This window comes from uncultured Pelagimonas sp. (assembly GCF_947498515.1).
Classification (GTDB): domain Bacteria; phylum Pseudomonadota; class Alphaproteobacteria; order Rhodobacterales; family Rhodobacteraceae; genus Pelagimonas.
In genome coordinates, this window is the sequence record NZ_CANMKO010000007.1 from 157158 (window position 1) to 177215 (window position 20058).

General features: G+C 50.0%; 14 protein-coding genes and 1 tRNA gene. 4 read left to right on the forward strand and 11 right to left on the reverse strand.

The features are described 5' to 3' along the window. The first annotated feature begins 30 nt into the window (after window positions 1–30). From recF to Q1A43_RS14460, 4 genes are all read left to right on the forward strand, one after another. Window positions 31–1137, forward strand: coding sequence for a DNA replication/repair protein RecF (gene recF, locus Q1A43_RS14445; protein WP_299936299.1), 1107 nt, complete (start codon window positions 31–33; stop codon window positions 1135–1137). A gap of 19 nt (window positions 1138–1156) precedes the next feature. Beyond that, window positions 1157–1651, forward strand: coding sequence for a GNAT family N-acetyltransferase (locus Q1A43_RS14450; RefSeq protein ID WP_299936301.1), 495 nt, complete (start codon window positions 1157–1159; stop codon window positions 1649–1651). A gap of 112 nt (window positions 1652–1763) precedes the next feature. After that, the gene (gyrB, locus tag Q1A43_RS14455; protein ID WP_299921820.1) at window positions 1764–4181 is read left to right on the forward strand and encodes a DNA topoisomerase (ATP-hydrolyzing) subunit B; all 2418 of its coding nucleotides are present in this window, start codon (window positions 1764–1766) and stop codon (window positions 4179–4181) included. A gap of 648 nt (window positions 4182–4829) precedes the next feature. Then, window positions 4830–4906: transfer RNA gene (locus Q1A43_RS14460), tRNA-Arg, on the forward strand. Window positions 4907–5095: 189 nt separating this feature from the next. Here the strand turns inward: Q1A43_RS14460 and Q1A43_RS14465 are convergent. The 11 genes from Q1A43_RS14465 to Q1A43_RS14515 all read right to left on the reverse strand — a co-directional run bounded on the left by Q1A43_RS14465 (window position 5096) and on the right by Q1A43_RS14515 (window position 19958). Next, complete coding sequence (locus tag Q1A43_RS14465) at window positions 5096–5509, reverse strand: hypothetical protein (protein ID WP_299936304.1); 414 nt, start codon at window positions 5507–5509, stop codon at window positions 5096–5098. Beyond that, entirely contained in the window at window positions 5506–6597 is a 1092-nt protein-coding gene (locus tag Q1A43_RS14470) for a flagellar biosynthesis protein FlhB (protein WP_299936307.1), read from the reverse strand. Before Q1A43_RS14470 ends, Q1A43_RS14465 begins: the two co-directional genes overlap by 4 nt. A gap of 6 nt (window positions 6598–6603) precedes the next feature. Then, window positions 6604–7371: a flagellar biosynthetic protein FliR gene (locus Q1A43_RS14475; protein ID WP_366944268.1), complete on the reverse strand. Its 768-nt coding sequence runs from the start codon at window positions 7369–7371 to the stop codon at window positions 6604–6606. Beyond that, window positions 7368–9446 (reverse strand): flagellar biosynthesis protein FlhA, encoded by a 2079-nt coding sequence (gene flhA / locus Q1A43_RS14480; protein WP_299936310.1) that lies wholly within the window; start codon window positions 9444–9446, stop codon window positions 7368–7370. The genes Q1A43_RS14475 and flhA overlap by 4 nt, the downstream gene beginning before the upstream one ends. A gap of 1458 nt (window positions 9447–10904) precedes the next feature. Beyond that, window positions 10905–13160 carry a hypothetical protein gene (locus Q1A43_RS14485; RefSeq protein ID WP_299936312.1) on the reverse strand — a complete coding sequence of 752 codons (2256 nt, stop codon included), beginning with the start codon at window positions 13158–13160 and terminating at the stop codon, window positions 10905–10907. After that, on the reverse strand, window positions 13157–14026 hold the full coding sequence (gene motA, locus Q1A43_RS14490; RefSeq protein ID WP_299921825.1) for a flagellar motor stator protein MotA: 870 nt from the start codon (window positions 14024–14026) through the stop codon (window positions 13157–13159). The genes Q1A43_RS14485 and motA overlap by 4 nt, the downstream gene beginning before the upstream one ends. Before the next feature lie 77 nt (window positions 14027–14103). Next, window positions 14104–15204 carry a flagellar basal body P-ring protein FlgI gene (locus tag Q1A43_RS14495; protein WP_299936527.1) on the reverse strand — a complete coding sequence of 367 codons (1101 nt, stop codon included), beginning with the start codon at window positions 15202–15204 and terminating at the stop codon, window positions 14104–14106. A 2-nt stretch (window positions 15205–15206) separates the two neighbouring features. After that, on the reverse strand, window positions 15207–16205 hold the full coding sequence (locus tag Q1A43_RS14500) for a flagellin (RefSeq protein WP_299936315.1): 999 nt from the start codon (window positions 16203–16205) through the stop codon (window positions 15207–15209). Between the two features lie 10 nt (window positions 16206–16215). Next, a complete protein-coding gene (gene flgK / locus Q1A43_RS14505; RefSeq protein WP_299936318.1) occupies window positions 16216–17664 on the reverse strand; it encodes a flagellar hook-associated protein FlgK in 1449 nt (482 codons plus the stop codon). 35 nt (window positions 17665–17699) lie between these two features. Continuing rightward, entirely contained in the window at window positions 17700–19007 is a 1308-nt protein-coding gene (locus tag Q1A43_RS14510; protein WP_299921828.1) for a flagellar hook protein FlgE, read from the reverse strand. 117 nt (window positions 19008–19124) lie between these two features. Next, window positions 19125–19958, reverse strand: coding sequence for a flagellar motor protein MotB (locus Q1A43_RS14515; RefSeq protein WP_299936321.1), 834 nt, complete (start codon window positions 19956–19958; stop codon window positions 19125–19127). Between the last annotated feature and the right edge of the window lie 100 nt (window positions 19959–20058).

Here is a 20058-nt window from a genome sequence, read left to right on the forward strand (position 1 = left end):
CGGTGTTTTCCCAAAATGAAAGGGATGGCGATGGGTGAGATGTTTCTCTCGCACCTGACCTTGTCCCATTTCCGGTCCCACCGCTTGGTTCGGCTGGACCTTGATGCGCGTCCCGTCGTCATTCACGGCAACAATGGCGCTGGCAAAACCAACCTGATCGAAGCGGTGTCGCTGTTTTCGCCGGGTCGCGGTTTACGCCGGGCCTCGGCTCAGGACATGGCCCGTAAACCCGAAGCATTGGGGTGGAAGCTCAACGCGATCTTGAATGCGCCCAGCGGCCAGCACGAGATTTCAGTAACCTCCGACGCCGGAGCGGCCCGTCAGGTGCAGATCGATAGTAAATCTGTTCCGCAAACCGCCCTGGCGCAATTGACGCGCGTTCTGTGGCTTATCCCGGCGATGGATCGCTTGTGGATCGAAGGTGCCGAGGGGCGTCGTCGGTTTTTGGATCGCATGGTGCTTAGCTTTTTCCCTTCCCATGCCGAAGCGTCGCTGACCTATGAAAAAACCATGCGCGAACGCAATCGCCTGCTTAAGGAACAAGTGCGCGACGCCCATTGGTATGCGGTGCTTGAAGCTCAGATGGCCAAAACCGGCGCAGATATCCATGCGAACCGTGTCGCAGCTTTAACCCGATTGCGTGAGGCGCAAGGTTCCGCCAGCCCACAGTTTCCGGCCGCCGAACTCGACCTTGTGCAAAGCGAAGGCACGATGCCCGAATCCGAAGCAGATTTGCTTAGCGCGCTGCAGGAAAGCCGGTTTCGCGACATGGCCGCCGGCCGAACGTTGGTTGGGCCACATCGGACCGACCTATACGGAAGCTACGCAGCCAAGGGGGTTCCGGCGTCCGATTGTTCAACAGGGGAGCAAAAGGCCCTTTTGATTTCGCTGATCTTGGCGAATGCGCGGGCTTTGACGGCGGACATTGGTGCCCCACCTATCTTGCTGCTTGACGAGGTTGCGGCGCATTTGGACGCTGGGCGACGCGCGGCTTTGTATGATGAAATCTGTACGCTCGGGGCGCAGGCTTGGATGACAGGCACCGGCCCGGAACTGTTTTCCGATCTCGGAAGCAGAGCCCAGCACTTGGACGTCTCAGACCAAAACGGTGTTTCCGAGGTTTCCTTTGTCAATTGAGGTTCTTCCAGAGCTTCAGTTGACCGCATTTGACGAGGCCGAGATCGCAGATGTGATCGCCGCCAGTTTTCCGACCGAGTACTCGGGGCGCAGCTTTTATCAACAGCGCCCGCATCTTCGCGTGATTTGGCGCAAAGAGCGCATCCTTGCTCATATCGCTCTGTTCTATCGCTCGATCCGTATTGATGGTGATCTGACGGTGATCGCTGGCGTTGGTGATGTCGCCTGCCACCCTGATTTCCGCGAACTGGGTATCGCTACCAAACTCATGGACCATAGCCTCGCACTTGCGACCCAAAGCCAGGCCCAATTTGCCGTGCTGTTTGGCGCGCGGACGCTCTATGATCGTGCCGGGTTCTCGCCAAGCAAAAACACCTATACCTCAGTCGATATGACCGGGGCAAAGACGCAGGGGATCGGCACCCGCAAAGCCAATTTCCTAATGGTCAGGCCGTTGAAAAACCGGGTTTGGCCCGAGACGGCCCAGATCGATTTTCTGGGACCGCTGTTTTAGGAAATAGGTGTCGGGTGTAACTTGTATAAGAAACACCAAATCTTGTGTCATCTGCGTGACAAACCTATATCCTACCGCTATAAATTCCGTTCAAATAACAAAGGAAACGGACATGTCCGACACCGCAGGCAATCCTGAAGAATATGGCGCGGATTCCATCAAAGTTCTCAAGGGTTTGGAGGCGGTTCGCAAGCGCCCCGGCATGTACATTGGAGACACGGATGACGGCTCCGGCCTGCATCATATGGTCTACGAAGTTGTCGATAACGGCATTGACGAAGCCTTGGCCAAACATGCGGACTATGTCCGGGTAAAAATCCACGCGGATTCCAGTGTCTCTGTGCGTGATAATGGCCGCGGTATCCCGGTTGATATTCACCAGGAGGAAGGTGTTTCCGCCGCCGAAGTCATCATGACCCAGCTGCATGCGGGCGGTAAGTTTGACAGCAACTCCTACAAGGTGTCGGGCGGTCTGCATGGCGTGGGCGTTTCCGTTGTAAACGCACTGTCTGTCTGGCTTGAGTTGACCATTTGGCGCCAAGGCAAAGTCCACCGGGCGCGGTTTGAACATGGTGAGACCGCCAAGCACCTTGAGGTCATTGGGGATGCTGGTGATGAAACAGGTACGGAAGTCCGTTTTCTTGCCTCAACTAACACCTTTTCCAACCTTGAATACAGTTTCGAGACTTTGGAAAAGCGTCTACGAGAGTTGGCTTTCCTGAACTCTGGTGTGCGGATCATCCTTGAAGATGAACGCCCCGCCGAACCGCTCAAATCCGAGCTGTTTTTTGAGGGTGGCGTTAAGGAATTCGTTAAATACCTCGACCGCTCCAAACAAGCCGTTATGCCGGATCCGATTTATATTAACGGTGAAAAAGACGACATTGGCGTGGAAATCGCAATGTGGTGGAACGATAGCTACCACGAGAACGTCTTGCCCTTTACCAACAACATTCCACAGCGCGATGGCGGCACACACCTAGCCGGTTTCCGTGGAGCGCTTACCCGCCAAATCCAAAAATATGCTCAGGAAAGCGGGATCACCAAGAAAGAGAAAATTTCTTTCACTGGGGATGATGCACGTGAAGGTCTGACGGCCGTTTTGTCGGTCAAAGTGCCGGACCCCAAGTTTAGTTCTCAGACAAAAGACAAACTGGTGTCCTCCGAAGTTCGCCCCGCCGTAGAAAGCATGATGGGTGAAAAACTTGCCGAATGGTTCGAAGAGAACCCTGCGCAAGCCAAGCAGATCGTTGGCAAGATTATCGAGGCGGCTTTTGCCCGTGAAGCGGCCCGTAAGGCGCGCGAGTTGACCCGCCGCAAAACAGCGATGGATGTCAGCTTCAACGCGGCCAAGCTCAAAGATTGCTCGGAAAAAGACCCATCTCTAACCGAACTCTTCCTCGTGGAGGGTGACTCGGCTGGAGGATCTGCACAAACCGGGCGTGATCGGAAAAACCAAGCGATCTTGCCGTTGCGTGGTAAAATCCTCAACGTCGAGCGCGCGCGTTTTGACCGGATGCTTGGCTCTCAGGAGATCGGCAACCTCGTTATGGCGCTCGGTACCGGTATCGGTCGTGACGAGTTCAATATCGAAAAGCTCCGGTACCACAAGATTGTCATCATGACCGATGCGGACGTTGACGGGGCCCACATTCGGACCCTTTTGTTGACCTTCTTCTACCGTCAGATGCCCGAGTTGATTGAAGGTGGCTTTCTTTACATCGCCCAACCTCCACTCTTTAAAGTAGCGCGTGGCAAGTCCGAAGTTTACCTCAAAGACCAAATGGCATTGGATGACCACCTGATTCATCAGGGCATTGAAGGCGCTCAGCTCAAGCTCGGCTCTGGCGAAGTTATCGTCGGAAAAGATCTGGTCCGAGTTGTTGACGAAGCCCGTCAATTGCGTCGCGTGATTGATGCCTTCCCAACCCACTATCCACGTCACATCCTGGAGCAGGCCGCCGTTGCCGGTGCCTTTGTTCCCGGTGCTGTCGAAAGCGATCTGCAAGGCGTTGCCGACAAAGTGGCCGCTCGGTTAGATATGGTTGCACTAGAATATGAACGCGGTTGGAATGGCCGGATCACGCAAGACAAAGGCATTCGACTGGCGCGCATCTTGCGCGGTGTGGAAGAGGTCCGGACAATGGACGGTTCGATGCTCCGCTCAGGTGAAGCGCGCAAAACCGGTAGCTTTACCGAAAGCTTGCAATCCGTTTATGGAGCCTCGGCGACTCTGGAGCGCAAGGACCGTCTGCAAGTTATAAACGGTCCGCTTGAGCTGTTGAAAGCCATTCTGGAAGAGGGCGAAAAAGGCCTGTCCTTGCAGCGCTACAAAGGGCTGGGCGAAATGAACCCAAGTCAGTTGTGGGAAACAACGTTGGATCCAGATGCACGCACGTTGTTGAAGGTGACCGTGGATGATATGGCTGGCGCTGACGACTTGTTTACTAAGTTGATGGGTGACGTTGTGGAGCCACGTCGAGAATTCATCCAGCAGAATGCTCTCAGCGTCGAAAACCTCGACTTCTAAGCCATTTGTAGGGCGGCGCATAGTGCTTCGCGCCGCCCACAATACTTCGCCAAAACCCCGAAAGTCTTCTTTCAGGTGTTTTCAGCATGCTTTGGAAGCCGGATCATTTGAGCCTCCCCCATAGAACCCGTCATCCGTTTCATAAACATAGCGGTGGACCAGTTCACCCAGGGGGACTCACCGAAAATCTGCGAAACACCATCTTCCGAGACTATCAAACAGAGGTGCTCAAGCAGCCGAGTGTTAGGGTTTCTATCCATTATATAACTGGATCGGAAACTAATCTGCCCTTCGAGGTTTGAGGCAAACGCTTAGCCTTTTGAAAGCTACCTCCTCGAATGAAAAACAAGCCTAACTTGCCCAAATCATTACATATGGCAGGCCTATAAAGTTTGGCCCGACCATTTGTTGTACGCAGACAATTCGAAGTTTATTGGCGCTCGCAAAATAGGCCCAAAAAAGCTTGATCAACAAACGTTAGAAGCGCATTAAGAAGGCAGAATAATTGTTTTGCAGCCCCCTAGCTCAACCGAAGTGAACAATTGGCTTCTTAGCCAGAGGTCTGGAGTCCGAAGAATGGAAATTGCCGCTAGTTAGGAAACGTCGGCGGCTTGCAAACCGTTTTTCGAACCGTTATTGCAGAGTCAAGGTCCCGTAGCTCAACTGGATAGAGCACCTGACTTCTAATCAGGATGTTGGGGGTTCGAGTCCTCCCGGGATCGCCATTACCGCGTAGATGTTGCGCAGGTCGTTGAGCGTAGATACCCGACCATTCTGCCGAGACAGTTTAATCATGCGGCGTTCAAGCGATCTTCGCGGTCTGTCTCTGTCGCCCCCCCCCCCCCCAGTCCGATGCTCGACCAAGACGTGGCACGCAACGCGATACAACAGTAGTTAACACCCTGAAAGCCACTTCATTTTTTTTGTGAAACGCTAAGTTCTTCTAGCTGCTGTGCATAATACGCCAGTTTCTTTTGCCTTCGGTTTTGAATTTCCTCTTTCTGCAACTCTTCAATCGCTTTCACCCTTGAGAACGCAAATTGAGCTCTTGTAAGGCTTTCCCCTTCGAGAGCGCGAGCCATCGCCGCTTCACGCAATAATTCTGCTCTTCGGCGGATCAACCAACTTTGCCAAAGCGAATCTGCTCCAACAGCCCGTCGTGCCATAAGTCCGCCATCATCGGCTTGCACGGTGTTCCGCAAGACATCGATTTGCTCAATTTCGTTTTCTATCCGGCGGCGATCTTCCAAATTCTTTCGATGCAAGGCCATCGCTTTTTCTTTTAGTGTCGACGTTACTTGGATTAAATCATCTAAATCAGATTTCATGACCAACCTTTCCCGCGTGCTTTTTCCCGCATGTTTTGAGCAAATCGAATTGCCGCTGCAACTGGCTGATAGTGATCGGGGTCGATTTCTTGGCCTACATCCACGGTCGCAAACAGCGCCCGAGCCGTTGGCGGGTCAGAGTGAATTGGTACACCAGCCTCATTGGCAATTTCCCGAATTCTATGCGCAACTTCATCCACTCCTTTTGCCACACATTCTGGCGCGGTACCCGCCATTCGACTCCACTTCAGAGCAACTGCATAATGCGTCGGGTTGACAATTACTACATCCGCTTCAGGCACTTCGGCCATCATTTGATTCAGAGCGAGCTCTTGAGCCTTCATTCGTCTGTGTTGTTTCAGGTAGGGGTCACCTTCGGCCTCTTTCATTTCATCCTTCAACTCCTTGAAGGACATGCGATTTTTCCGCACGTGTTCCGCTTTTTGCCAAAAAGCATCGATGCCACCAATAGTCATCGCAATCAAAACTACGATGAATAGGAAGCGTGTAACTAGCGATAGAATCAATAAAAAAACCTCTCCAGGAGACGTTCTGACAGCACCAACAATTTCATCAAGTTGGTTTTTAATAAAAAGAGTGAGCAAAACAGAGTAAATGGACAATTTCACGAAACTTTTGAAAAACTCAAATAAACCTCGGCGGCCATACTTATTTTTTGCATTTTCCAAAGGCGACAAACGAGAGCCTTTTGGTTTGAGCTTGGCCCCAGAAAAGGCAAATCCGCGAGTTGCAAACAGAGTTAAAAGAACAAAGGCAGTCGGTGCGAAAAGCAACGGGAGTGCTTGTGCAAGACCCGCTGACAAAAGTTGAGCAGTTGCGGGCTTGGCATTACCACCAAAGAACAAACTAGTTAGCCTTTCCGGTTGCTCCAAAAATGGTAGTAAAACATTGGCAAAATTCGTCAGAATGTATCCGCCAAAAGACACAACACCCATCAACAGACCCAAGTACCCCATAGCAGTCAAGAGGTCAGTTGCGCGCGGTATTTCACCTTTTTTCCGAGCGTCGTCTAGTTTCTTCTGGGATGGTTCGTGACTTTTCTCGCTGCTTTCGTCTTGATCTGACATGGGTATCTACCTAAAGGGCGCGGCTAGAAAACCGTCCATGGCTTGAATCCAAACGCTCAGCATTAATGGAGCGGAAACGAGTAAAAAGGCTATTGCTCCAAAGGTAATTACTGGGGCACCAACAAAAGCGACCATCAATTGTGGCATTGCCCTGTTTATAACCCCTAGTGTCAAATTATATAAAACAGAAAGTACGACGAACGGAGCCGCTAATGTGAAAGCAAGGGCAAAGCATTTGGCGATTTGTGCACTACCAGCTTCCGCTACATCGGCCGGATTCGGAAATTGTAGAGCTGGGAGAATTTCGTATGAAAGCATCAAGAATGCGGCGACTTTTACGTGGAAGCCAGTCGCCATCAAGAGCGCCAGAGCTGCAATGGCAAGAATATTGCCAACTGCCGGCAAGGGGTCTAACCCAGATTGGCCCAACAATTGAGACAATGAAGTTGATTGAGCAGCAATAGCGCCAGCGGTTTGGATTGCCAGAGTGAATGTTCGAAGTATTAATCCTAAAAAGAGACCTGAGAGTGTCTCTGTCGCCAAGCTTGTTAGAAAGTAGAACAGGTTTGGGTCAGGTATCTTTATATCTGCCGTCACGGCCGGGGCGACAATAACGGTCAACAACAAGGCAACAATGAGCCTTATGCGAGTGGAGATCATTTGCTCTCCAAACGCTGGCATCACCGAAACTGCCGCCGCAACCCTTAGGAAAACAATGAGTGACACCCACATTGAATGAGATAGGTTTTCCATAAGGGGCATCAGGTTGGTCACGCTGCGACGACCCCAACGAGGGTGGGCTTGGCCTCCACTCCGATTTCCTCGAATGACATCACCGGGCTGGTAATACCTTTGGCTGCCATAACAGTTCGTAAAAAACGACGGCGGCGAGCGGATGTCACGACTGCAGGCAATACCCCTCGACTTCCCGCCTCTCCGATTTGCTCAGCCAAGCCATTAGTCAAAGCTTCGAACCGGTCAGGAGGCAAAGCGACATCTAGTGTCCCTTGGCCGCCGTCAATTTGATAGGCCGTAAAAGTTTCTTCCCATTCCGGAGCCAGTTGAATCAATGGAATTGAGCCATCTTCGCGCCGCATCCCAGCAACCAATTGAAAGCCCATTCTTTGACGAACGTGTTCACAAATCAAATCAGGTCTCGTTTGCTGGCCGCGCATCTCAGAGATCGCTTCGAGTATGAGGGGCAGGTTTCGAATGGAAACTTGCTCATCCAGAAGCAAACGAAGGACTTGGTGCAGCGTGTCTATTTGAACCTTTTCCGGAATTAGTTCGTCAATCAGTTTTCGGTTAGCTTCGGCGCGGCTTGCGTTCGTAAGATTGACCATTTCATCAAGCAGACGTCTCATGGATTTCAAAGTAAGCAAACGGCCAAAGTTCCTCCGAATGACTTCCAGTAAATGAGTGGCCAAGACTTCAGCTGGGGACACAATTGTAACACCGGTGATAGCGGCACGCTCTTGATCTTCAGGTCGAATCCAACGAGCAGGAGCGCCATAGACCGGCTCTGTTACATCCTCCCCACTCGGCAATGCATTGCTTCCTTCTGGAACGAGAGCGAGTACCAAATCGGAGTTCAACTCACCTCTGGCCATCTCAACACCATGGATTCGAATAACGTAGGTTCCCGTTGGCAAAGCAGATGCATCGGTGAGACGTATTTCAGGTAAAATCAAACCAAAGGTCGATGCAATGTGATTGCGCATATTGGCGATGCGAACATCTAATCCAGTCCCAGGATCTAGCGCCATATTTACGAGGTCTGGTGCAAACTCAACGTGGATGTCATCTAAATCCAAGACGTCGCCCATTGGTCTAACAACAGGTTCAACCGGCGCTTCCTCTACCTCAGCGTCTTCTTCTTCCGTGCTCTTTTGCGAAAACCACCAAGCCGCCCCGCCGAGCAAACAGGCCCCGGCCATGAAAGGAACAAAAGGCAACCCAGGAACCAAGGCGAAAAGCGCCATCAAAATCGCTACTGTTGCAAGAGCCTCGGGATGGCGGCCAAGTTGGCTCGAAACCGCAACATCTGCTGCCACGTTGGATCCACCTCGCGCCAACAACAAGCCGGCAGCAATAGAAATTATGACCGCAGGAATTTGGGATACCAGGCCGTCGCCGACTGTTAGTATGGCATAGGTTTCCATGGCGCTGCCCAACGGCATACCGTGAACAACTACTCCCATGATCATTCCCATGATCAGGTTCAGACCTGTGATAAGCAGGCCAGCAACCGCATCACCCTTAACAAATTTTGAGGCGCCATCCAAGGAACCAAAAAATGTTGTTTCTTGCTGTTCGGTATCGCGACGCTGTTTCGCCTCTGCATGATCAATCGCGCCAGCGGACATGTCTGCGTCAATCGCAAGTTGTTTCCCTGGCATCGCATCAAGGGCAAATCTCGCAGATACTTCTGCCATTCGTGCGGAGCCTTTGGTGATAACCGCAAAGTTTACGATCATCAAAACTCCAAAAACGACAAGCCCTAGGAAAACACTTCCACCCATTACAAAATTGGCGAAACCCTGGATGACTTCACCCGCCGCATGAGTTCCCGTGTGCCCGTTGCCGATGATGAGTTTAGTCGAGCTGACATTGAGCGACAGCCGCAACATTAGGGTTGTCAGAAGAATGGTAGGGAATGCCGAGAAATCCAAAGGTCGCTCAATAAAAAGAGTGACGGTGAAGATAAGAATGGCAAGGCCAAATGAGGCTGCAAGGCCAACGTCCAACACCCATGAAGGCATCGGAAGGATCATCATTACGATGACCGCCATCAAGGCCAGCGACATGAGAATGGTTGGGTTGAACAGCGACGAGGACTTACTTTTCATGTTCAACTTTCAGACGAGAAATTTCCGACAAAACTAAATCAGCGTGCGCACCACGGTGTAGGTGGTCGAGGCCAGTGATCTCTCTGACATTCTTCATGTAGATTCTGCGTTTAGATACCATATTGTCGCTCCCAGCTCTCAGCTGGGTTAGGCTAGAAGGCAGCAGTTTATTTTTAGTAAGTTTTTTGGTAAATTCTTTTGCAATTTTTCTATTGATCAAATGGCTCTTGTTTTTAACAACTGTGTATCAAGCTCGTGATAGGTCGCAGCCTAGCATGCCCTATTGCCACCCATGGATACAGAAGTCTTGCTAGCTTTTCGCAAGCAGTCACTTACGTGACGAGCACTTAGCGCCGTAGAAGGTAAGCCCTATGTAAGTGGCCTAGTTTGTGTCTTAGAGTATGATTTTTCTGGATTTCATCGGGATGATGATTTCCGGTGCCCCAGGGTTATAGCTCAATGCACGATGTGGCGCACTGCCTACCAAGGCATTGTATTGCAATGTCCCGGTTGGGTTTGGTGTTGCGGCCACTCCTACATCGTTTAATCTGGATTTGTGCTGCTCGAAGTGAGTAGAAGAATTGTCAGTTGAGCAGTTCACCTATTGTTTGTGGGTCCAAGTATTCGCAGTATCCATTTTCACAAGGTGATCCAGACTCGACATAGGCAGTCCTAGAACCAACCGCTGCAGTCAAGTGTCGGACGATCTGAGCAATGAGTTCTAGGACCGATGCCTGTCCGGATGTAGGTCGGCACACCACGTATTTGACCAGAATCGTCACTTCGTGATCCAATTCCGTCGACCTCAGATTGCGTTTCACTCGGATCGCCCTTTTGCCCGGCAATCGATCACGAAGCAATTTGCCGAGATTGGGCCAACCAACATCCCTGAGCAGAGAGGCAATCCGACGACAACCTTATAGTCAGCTCGATCACATTGGTACTTTGGCGTTCTTTGAAAGCGCGTCCCAAAGAAAATCAGCTCTATGTGATTAGATCCAACCCTGAAGATGGAAGGCCCGACCCTCTGAAATCCGTATGTGATCGGAAATATGACGGGCGCGGTCTGATACAGCACAACTCATCCGATCGTTCTCCATATGGAGCCGTTTAAGTTTCTTCGGATAGTTGATTGCCCTATCGAAACATCGCCTTGCGATACCCTGTCGGGCAATGCATACACCATGCTGCCTCCGCCAAAATTATAACGCCTCTTCTGCAATCTGCACCTGATAGATTGCGTCCACGCGTAGCTACCCTTGGGGGCACAGCAGGTCGGCCTGCCGTAGATTATTGACAATCTTTAACGGACTCTGGGCGTTCCTCTGACCAGTGGCCGAACGCCGTCAAATTTAGTTTGCTTCTTATCTTTGATCTGCTATTTCCTTACTATAGGGTGGACAACCTCGGCGGGACACATCAGGACTCCAACTGCACATCCCTATACGGCAATTTCACTTACTGGCCATCATCACCGCTAACCCTTGTTGAATTCAGCGCCTGCGAAATAGACTCTCGAAAACTTGAGCTCTCTGTATTGAGTTTTGCAATATCGGAAAGGGTGAGAGTTTCAGCTTGCTCAAGCGTATCGTCGTTTGTAATTAACTGTGCAACGAGCGAAAAAGGATTCTCCGGCCCCTCAGTCTCTAAACGATCCCAGTTACTTGCCAGCCATGCCTGCTCAATTTCATCGTCACTCTCTCCCATTTCTTCATACAGTTCCCTAGAATACTCATGGTCCCCCATTCTACTGCGAGATATTGCTCGCAACGTTGTCACGTCCGTCCCTTCAAGTCCTATAAGTAGTATTTCCGCTTCACGGGGTTTGTTTTGGCTCAATAAGGCCCTGGCCTTCAAAATTCTGCCAGTTCGAGTTTCATCACTTGTTTTAATTTTTGCAAGAACCCCAAGAGTTTCGTTTGACAGTCCCAGTTTTAAGAGCCTCTCAGCCGCAAATAGAAGTGTGTTCTCACTTACGGTTTCCTCATATTGGGGAAGTTCATTGAATACCGACTTTAGGAAAGTAGTGTCATCAGATTTTTTGAAAACCGCGTCAAATGTTTCATTAACAGACACGTTTAACAAATTTGAATCCACACCGTTAACATCAGCTAATACGATGAAAGCTTCGGAAAAATTATTATTGAGTATCAATGATTGCAAGTGAGCTTGCCAAAGCTCTGGGCCCATCTCAGTGTTCCGAAGCTCCCTAGAGTAAGCGGCAGACAAGGAGACTAACCTTTCAGATACGGGCTCGCCATTCAACCTTGAGATTTCGATATTTCTCGCAATTGATTCAGCAGTTTCCGGCCCATTGACCTCACTCAGCGCTTGAAATACCTTACTGGCATCATCTTCCTCCCCTTCAATCAAATCAATGGATGCACTGCCATACAGAATGCCATTATTATCTCCTCCATTTGCTCTTTTTAACCTTCTGAGAACGGATTTGGCTACTTGAATCTTTCCGACTTCTGTCAAATTCTTTGCCAATATTGGTCCCAAATTTAGTCGAAGATGTTTCGGTAACGCTTCAAAGGCTTGCAATACTGAATCGGCATCTAGATCAGAAGACTTTTTTAAATTTCCGCCATCCAAAACCGCCCACATTGATGCATACGTTTCACATCCGATCTTCTTTTCGAAGAACTTCGTAGGATCGGTTTCACCATCGATCAAATAACTTAGCGCTACATACATAGGGTTAACGGCGGATTCATCTATATCGGCTACTGATCGGGCTTCTGCACCAAATCCGAAAAAGATCAAAGTTTTAAGATAGTTCACTTGAGCCTTATTGTTGACTCCATCGAACTCGTCAAACATTGCCCTACGTCGCGTGGACAAGGATAGGCTGAATGAAGCATTGCTTTGTTCCCATGATGAAATATTCAGTTGATCATTTGGTGTACAGTTTTGGCCACCAATCGAAACTCTATCCCCCGATGGGTTCGATCTTTCTACAATATCGGACTCAATGGCTGTTCTCCAGCCACCGCCTTCGAAGTAATGATCAACTTCTGCCTCTTCTCGCACAGGAGGTTTGGCTAAAGAGGTAGATGGATCGAGTAGGCCAATGGTTGCAGCCGTCGCCAGGTCTCCAAAAACTTGATGGCGAACGCTGCCTTTCTGAGAGTGTTCATCGCTAAGATCAATTTCGCTAACTTGAGCAGATGTCTGAGGAAGCGGAGAAAGCCGGGGAAAAGAAGAGTTGGCGCTATTTGTCAACGCAGGGCCAATCCTAGGCACTTCCCCCAACCATAGCTTTGTCATTTCTGAAGAAACTACTGGAGGAAATTCAGTGTGCGATACACTTTCGCCTGCATCCTCTGCAGCGGAAATTCCTGCGACCTCTCGCTGACTTACGTCGACCACCAGCATTCTATTTCTTAGCAAGAAAGCTTTCGCTGTACAGCTACACGCCAACTCAATATCAACACCTTTCAGATCGGCAGTGGGGATGACCGCCAGCACTCTTTCTTTGGAAATTTTCTCGAAAGTTTTTTCAAGGTCAAATTTGTCGAAATTTGCGTCTAATTTTAATTTATAGGCATTTTCCTCTTCATTGTGATCCATAGTCCACTTCGTGTTTTCTGGAACATCAAATACAATTCTTGTAAAACCTTCATGTTCTCCCCCTCTCACTGTAATGTTTTCGGCCCAGGTATATCCTGGGATTGCCACAAAAAAGGCGACGATAAGACGAAGTATCATGCTGCTTCCTGCTTGACCGACTTCAGTGCGTCTTCTAAATCTTCAAAACTTGGTCGATAGTGAGATGGCGTGTTTTGTCGGCCGACTTCGATACAAATGTTTGTTGAATGATTGTGAAGGTTGGCGACTAACACTTCGCGAATTAAATGGTAAAAATGAAGGTCATCATCTACCACTGCCTTTACTTTTGAAGCAAACGGGGCCACCAGCCCATATGCTAAGAAAACCCCTAGAAATGTTCCGACTAGGGCCCCGCCAATCATTTTACCCAAAACTTCCGGGGGCTGATCGATTGAGGCCATTGTTTTGATTACACCTAGCACGGCTGCAACAATCCCAAGAGCAGGCAAAGCATCGGCCATGGATTGCAAAGCATGACTGGAATGCTGAGCGTGAGTAGCCATTCCATCCAATCGTTTGTCTAGAACTTCTTCCACTTGATGTGGGTCGTCATAGTTCATTGAAACCGAGCGCATGGTATCACATATTAACTCTAATGCATATTTGTCTCCCAAAATCTTGGGATACTTCTCAAAGATGTTGGATTCGCTTGGTGTTTCGATATGCTCTTCAATGGCCACGGGGTTTTGGCGTGCAAGCCTAATTAATTCAAACAGAAGGCAAAGGAGATCACGGTAATCGTCATTTTTCCACTTGGCACCTTTAAAAACCTTTGAAATGTCCTTGAGCGCGTGTTTGACAGTCGGTCCATCGTTGCTGATCATAAAAGCTCCAGCAGCGGCGCCGCCAATCATCATCATTTCAAATGGCAAAGCTTTGATAATGATGCCTAACTTGCCGCCGGCGGCGACATAACCACCAAAAACCATAGCGAAAATCACGACTATTCCGATGATTCCCAGCATGACAAATCTCCCAATACGAATTGATCTTTAAACTGACATGCGACGGTTAAGAAAACCTCTGCGCAAACCACTTTCGTTTACATCACCACAAAGTCAGCATGCAGAGCACCGGCTGCCTTTATGCTTTTGAGAATATCGATCATGTCTCGTGGGCTTACGCCGAGCGCATTTAGACCGGCTATGACCTCTGATAACGACGTGCCTTTAGGAACCAGAGCAAGCCCGATACCTGGCTCTTCTTCGATGGCAGCACCGGTTCTTGGTACAATAACCGTTTCACCGTCGCTAAACGGATTAGGTTGAATCGCAAGCGGAGCTTCCTCTATTCGCAAGGTAAGGTTGCCTTGAGACACTGCAACAGTTGAAACGCGCACATCGGAACCCATAACGATGGTTCCAGATCTCTGGTCAACCACCACTCGAGCTTTTCTCTGAGGTTCGACCGTTAAGTTTTCTAGCGCCACAACCGCTCTTGCCGGAGAGCTCGCCCCGGTGTTGTCCAAGTTTACGGTCACAGTTCCAGCATCATTCATTATTGCAGCTCGTCGCCCAAGCTTGCGGTTGATCGCATCTTCAATCCTAGCCGCCGTCGTAAAATCTGGCTCACGAAGGGCGAGTCGCAGTGAAGACAACTGAGAAAAGTCGAAATCAACTTCTCTTTCAACGCGTGCGCCGGATGGAATTACCCCTGCGGTGGGAACACCTTGGACAACCCTTGCTGCATCCCCTTCGGCTTCGACTCCACCTGCTATTACGGTACCTTGGGCAACTGCATAGATTTGCCCATCAGCAGCGTTGAGTGGGGTCATGATCAACGTCCCACCCAAAAGGCTTTTTGAGTCACCGATGGCAGAAACGGTAACGTCGATTTGCCCTCCAGTTCTTGCGAATGCGGGTAATCTTGCCGTAACGATCACCGCTGCGACGTTGCGTGGACGAAATTGTTCTCCTGTTACGTTAACCCCGAGACGTTCAAGTATGTTCGACATTATTTCTTCGGTGAAGGGAGAGTTTCTGAGGCCATCTCCAGTACCGTTCAAGCCTACTACCAACCCATACCCTACCAAATCATTTGACCGCACACCGTCAAACTCAACAAGGTCTTTAATTCGAACTGATTGGGCACCTACGACGCTGGCTATGAAGATCGAAAACAGCAAGGAAACGAAAAACCGCATCATCATAGGTACTCCGCCAATGAAAGGCGTTGAGAGCGCGCGGTTATTGCGTAGAGACTCTCTAGTTGCCCGCGGATATTTTCATATCGTGCCGCGGATTCATATGGATCACTCCCAACCAAATCCAACCGAGCTAAGCTCGCAGAAGCTGTTTCGGCTGCGTTGCGTGTCGTAGTTTCTTCTATTCTGCCCTCCAAAGCGCCAAGCCCTGCGCGAAGCTCAACAATTGACTGTTGCGCGGACAACAAATCGCGTCCCGACTTCGCAAGCAGTTCGACTTTCACATCTGTATCCAACCCGAGTGACCCATTGGATGCCAGGGCCGCCATTGCCAAAGGTTTCAACAACTCTCGGAAAACTGTATCACTCGCGCGGATGTCGACATTGGCAGTGTCTGTCTCGCTCAACTGAAACGGTGCCAAACCGGTGGACGACCCTTCATATGTCGTCGTTTCATACCCACCCCCTGCTCCAAAAAAAGTGTCGAGCTCTGCTTCAATCCCAGCGAGTGTTGTCTGCCCCGCCAAGGCAACTTGCAGATCGGCCAGCATGTCGTCGCTACTTGCCAGCGCGGGCCTATCTGTGGCGGTGCCACCAAAGAGGGTTCGCCCTGCGACAGAGCGGTTCAGACCATTCATGATTTGACCAAGAGCATTTTTGGCGTCGTCAGACATCGTATCCAATAGCGGGTCAGTTGGTGTTAAATCTGCTGATATGAGTGTCTGTGATAATGTCTGGCTACGGGATTGCATCTCATCCAAACTGGTTTGCATGGTGCTTGTAATATACGTCGCCTCGGTCGTATTTACCCGATACATATTCAGTTTAGATAAAGTTCGATCAATTTCTTGCAAACTCGTTATGTCGCCATTCAAATGCTTGGCAGAATCGGTCACAAATCCTGTCGACACTTCGACAGCTAGCTTATCCATTTCTTCCCGCAGCCGGACTTGATTGGTTCTCAGAACCAATGACCGCGCCATATCCCCTACAGATTGCATGTTATTCTCCTTAGATGGACATCAAACGTTCCATCAAGTCGTCGACGACGGACATGACTTTGGCGTTTGCGGAATACTGTTGTTCGATTTGCATTAAGCGCTGAAGTTCCTGATCGGTATCGACACCTTTGGAAAACTCAAGCTCGCTCAAAGCGGTATTTTGTGAAGACAGGAAACTATGTTCATTTTCCGCCCGCACTCGTGTCCCTGAAATACTCGACGAGAACTCAGAGATGTGATTCACGAAACTGCGTGACACAGATGGAAGTGATGACGAACTTGGTACTGTCGAAGTGGTCAAGGCCGCCGCGATCGACTGTAGCAAGCGCCCTTCTCCAACTTCACCTTGTGTAGCGGCCCCTAAACCGTCGCGTAGACGCCAAACTGACCCAGAATCTGGCGCAACAAGAGAGTTGAGTTCAATGCGAGCCGCCAAACCGTCTTCGTTCAACGGATCAAAGGCTGCACCGCCATCTGTAAACAGGCCGGGATCCGCAACACCAAGAGTTGTATCCGGACCGCCAGGCCCCAAACGCTCTATCAGGTCACGTGCAATGGCGTCGAGCTCAGCTTGGCTGTCAACTGCTGCATCATCTCGAATTGCAAACTGCGCAGCCAGACTTCCACCCGCGAACATCCCTGTTGAAGACGAGTTAACAGAAAGACCATTGACCGTCAGGCCATTTAGATTACCCGCAGCCATAGTCATTCCCGCGCCAATGGAAGTGACTGTTTCAAAGCCAATTACAAGCGGAGATCCATCCAAAAGCATGGCACCGTTGGTTGTGAAAACAGCAATATCACCCCTTTCACGTTCAACAACTCGCAATGGAACTATATCAGAAATACTGTCCAATACCCTCTGGCGCTCATCCAAGAGTGTTGCGGAATCAGACCCCGTTGCACTCGCCTTGATTATGTTCCCATTCAGATCATCGATCCGTCCCAATGCTTCATTTAAAGTTGCAACTTGTTTGCCAATGGAAGTATCTGCGGCCTGCCGAGACAACTGAATTTCCTCGGATAGATCATTGAGACTTCGGGTCAGCGAAGTTGCAGCAGTTGAAATGTTTTCCAAACGTTGCGTCGACGCGGGGTTAGTTGCCGCTGAAATCAAAGCATTCTCGAATGCTGTAACCCGTTCAGCCAAAGATCCAGGCGTACCTGTCTCTCCGACTAAGCTTTCCAAACGCTTGGAATGCGCATACATATCGCTAGAAAATGCCAATGAAGCGTCTGAGACCCGGCGATCTGCGATGATTATTGGGTCAGAGTGGCGAATTACCCCGGCGATGCGTACACCGCCAGTTGTGCCAACCGCTCCGGGTGTAAGCGCCAATTCACGGCGCCCATACCCTTCGGTTGTGGCATTGGAAATATTGGTTGAAACCAATGAGGCCGCCCGGGAATTGGCCTGTAGTCCGCTAAAAGCGTTATAGAGAGCACCCGTAAGAGACATTTTGCGACCTCCTTCAAAGGTCTAACGGAAGGCCGTTAGCGTTTGATGTTTGTGGTTTCTTGCAGCATTTCATCGACGGTCTGGATAACCTTGGCGTTCGATGAATAGGCGCGTTGTGTTTGGATCATGGCTGTCAACTCATTGGCAACATCGGTTGCGCTCTCTTCACGCGCGTAAGGAACAACATCACCAACCGGCCCATCGCCCGCGTCCCATAAGAAGAAGCTCCCGCTATCTGGCGATGCCATATAGATTTGCTTGTCCATCGCGATCATTCCGTTCGGATTTGGTACATCAACCAAAGGCACCTGATAGATTGTTCGCGAAATACCGGTGTCAAAGAAGGCATGAACGAAGCCATTTTCATCGACCTCAACCGTGGTCATTTTGCCAACAGGCGAGCCATCTTTGGAAATATTTAGCGGCTGGAACTTTTCACCAACCTGTGTGAGCCCGGCGCTGCTGCCTGGTTCGCCAATGTTGATCTCCATTGGTCCGCCGTTGACATTAACGATCAAAGCACCAGTGAGGGGATCGTAGGCACCGCCAGAAGTCGTTGCGACCGACAGAATTGAACCACCGCTACCTGCGGTATCGTCAAATGTAACAACATATTCACCGATCGGGTTGCTTGCGGCATCCGTCGCGGAGTCGCTGATCGAAACGGTCCATTCATTCGATGACCCTGTCGCCGGAATTGTCGGCGTATAGGTGATAGTCAGGTTTTCAGGGCGACCGAGATTGTCAAAATACTCAACAGATTGGTCAATCGCGGTACCATCTGCCGTTGAATCTGTGTCAGTCGCAGCAAGGTTCACGCCCAAAGTAATCTCAGTGGTCGGCTCGCTCGTGAATTGGTTCAAATTGATCTGAATTGGCTCAAGACTACTTGAAGAGTCACGCGGGAACGTTGGCATGGTCCCGTCTGCATTTGCCGGCCAACCTAGCAGCATCAACCCCGATTCGGTTTTTAAGTAACCGTTCGAATCGACCCGAAAAGAACCCGTTGTCGTCAGGAACATTTGCGGATTGTCAGAGCCAGCTTTGACTTCGGTTGCTTCTGCAACCGGAAGGAAGCCATTGCCCCGAACCGCCAAGTCCGTCGGATTGGTTGTCCCAACCAGTGCGCCGCTTTGATCAACAAGCCGTTGGGTTGTTGTCCGAACACCGCCGGCTGTATAACCGCCGCCACTATTCGACATAACCATTGAAGAAAAATCAGTTTCGACCCGCTTGTAACCGCTGGTCGATGAATTCGCGATATTGTCTGAAATTGTGCCTAACCGTGTCGCATTGGCCGCCAGGCCCGCCACACCCGCATTTAGCGATGAGGAGATCGTCATGGAAACGCCTTTCTGCTGTCTCGTTCTGTATTCGAGACAACAGATAAAGCGCTGAGCTTAACGCGGAGCTAACAGCTAAAATCCAATCAAAACTCTATTCGTTTTGAAGAGAGCTCTCTACTCTCTCAGGAACACCACTTCGATACGGTTGTTGCGGATATCCATATGGTTTTTCCGAATGGGTTCACGATCTGCGTAAGATGTTACTCTGCGCACCCGCTCTGAACTTAGCCCCGACGTTATGACAAGCTCACGAAACATTGCCGCCCGCTGGGATGAAACATCCCAGGATGGGTTTTCAGCCATAACAATAGGATAGGCCGAAGTGTGCCCTTCAACTGCAATCGAATTTGTCACCATATAAGAGGCTTCTACAATAATCCGTGACAGATCTTTCAACAATTGAGTTGGCCTCGAATCCCGTTCAAAAAGGCGTGCATTCTCAGTCTCATAGAGCTCAATCACCAAACCTTCGTCTGTGACCCGAGTTACAATATGTTCCAACAACTCATCGGCGACCATGCTTTCGCCACCCCGACCCATGAGCATCTCTTCAACAATCTCAAAGACTTCGTCTTCAGCCGCTTTTTCTTCAGCTTCACCGGCAGTGTAACTGCCCTTGGCCGCATTTTGCGGTTGCGCCTTTAGACTAGTCGCACCGGTACCCATTCGGGGCAAGGTATTCTCCGCAAAGACGGAATCCCCCCCAAGAGCACCGTTTCCACCTCCGGAAACACGAGCCATCGCAATCGTTGGGCTAAAATAGTCTGCAATACCCTTGCGTTGTTTTTCAGTTGTCGCATTCAACAGCCACATCAACATAAAGAAAGCCATCATAGCGGTTACGAAGTCAGCATACGCCACCTTCCAGGCACCACCATGGTGCCCGTCGCCACTTACGACTTTCTTTCGTTTGATGATGACTGGCCGCACATTGCTGTCGCCACTCATCTCACCACCTTTTCTCTCACCGAAGGAAGGTGTAACCTAGAAGGGTTTACCACCGGCTTAATGTTTCAAAATGTTCCGTTAAAAACCCCGTGCTGTATTT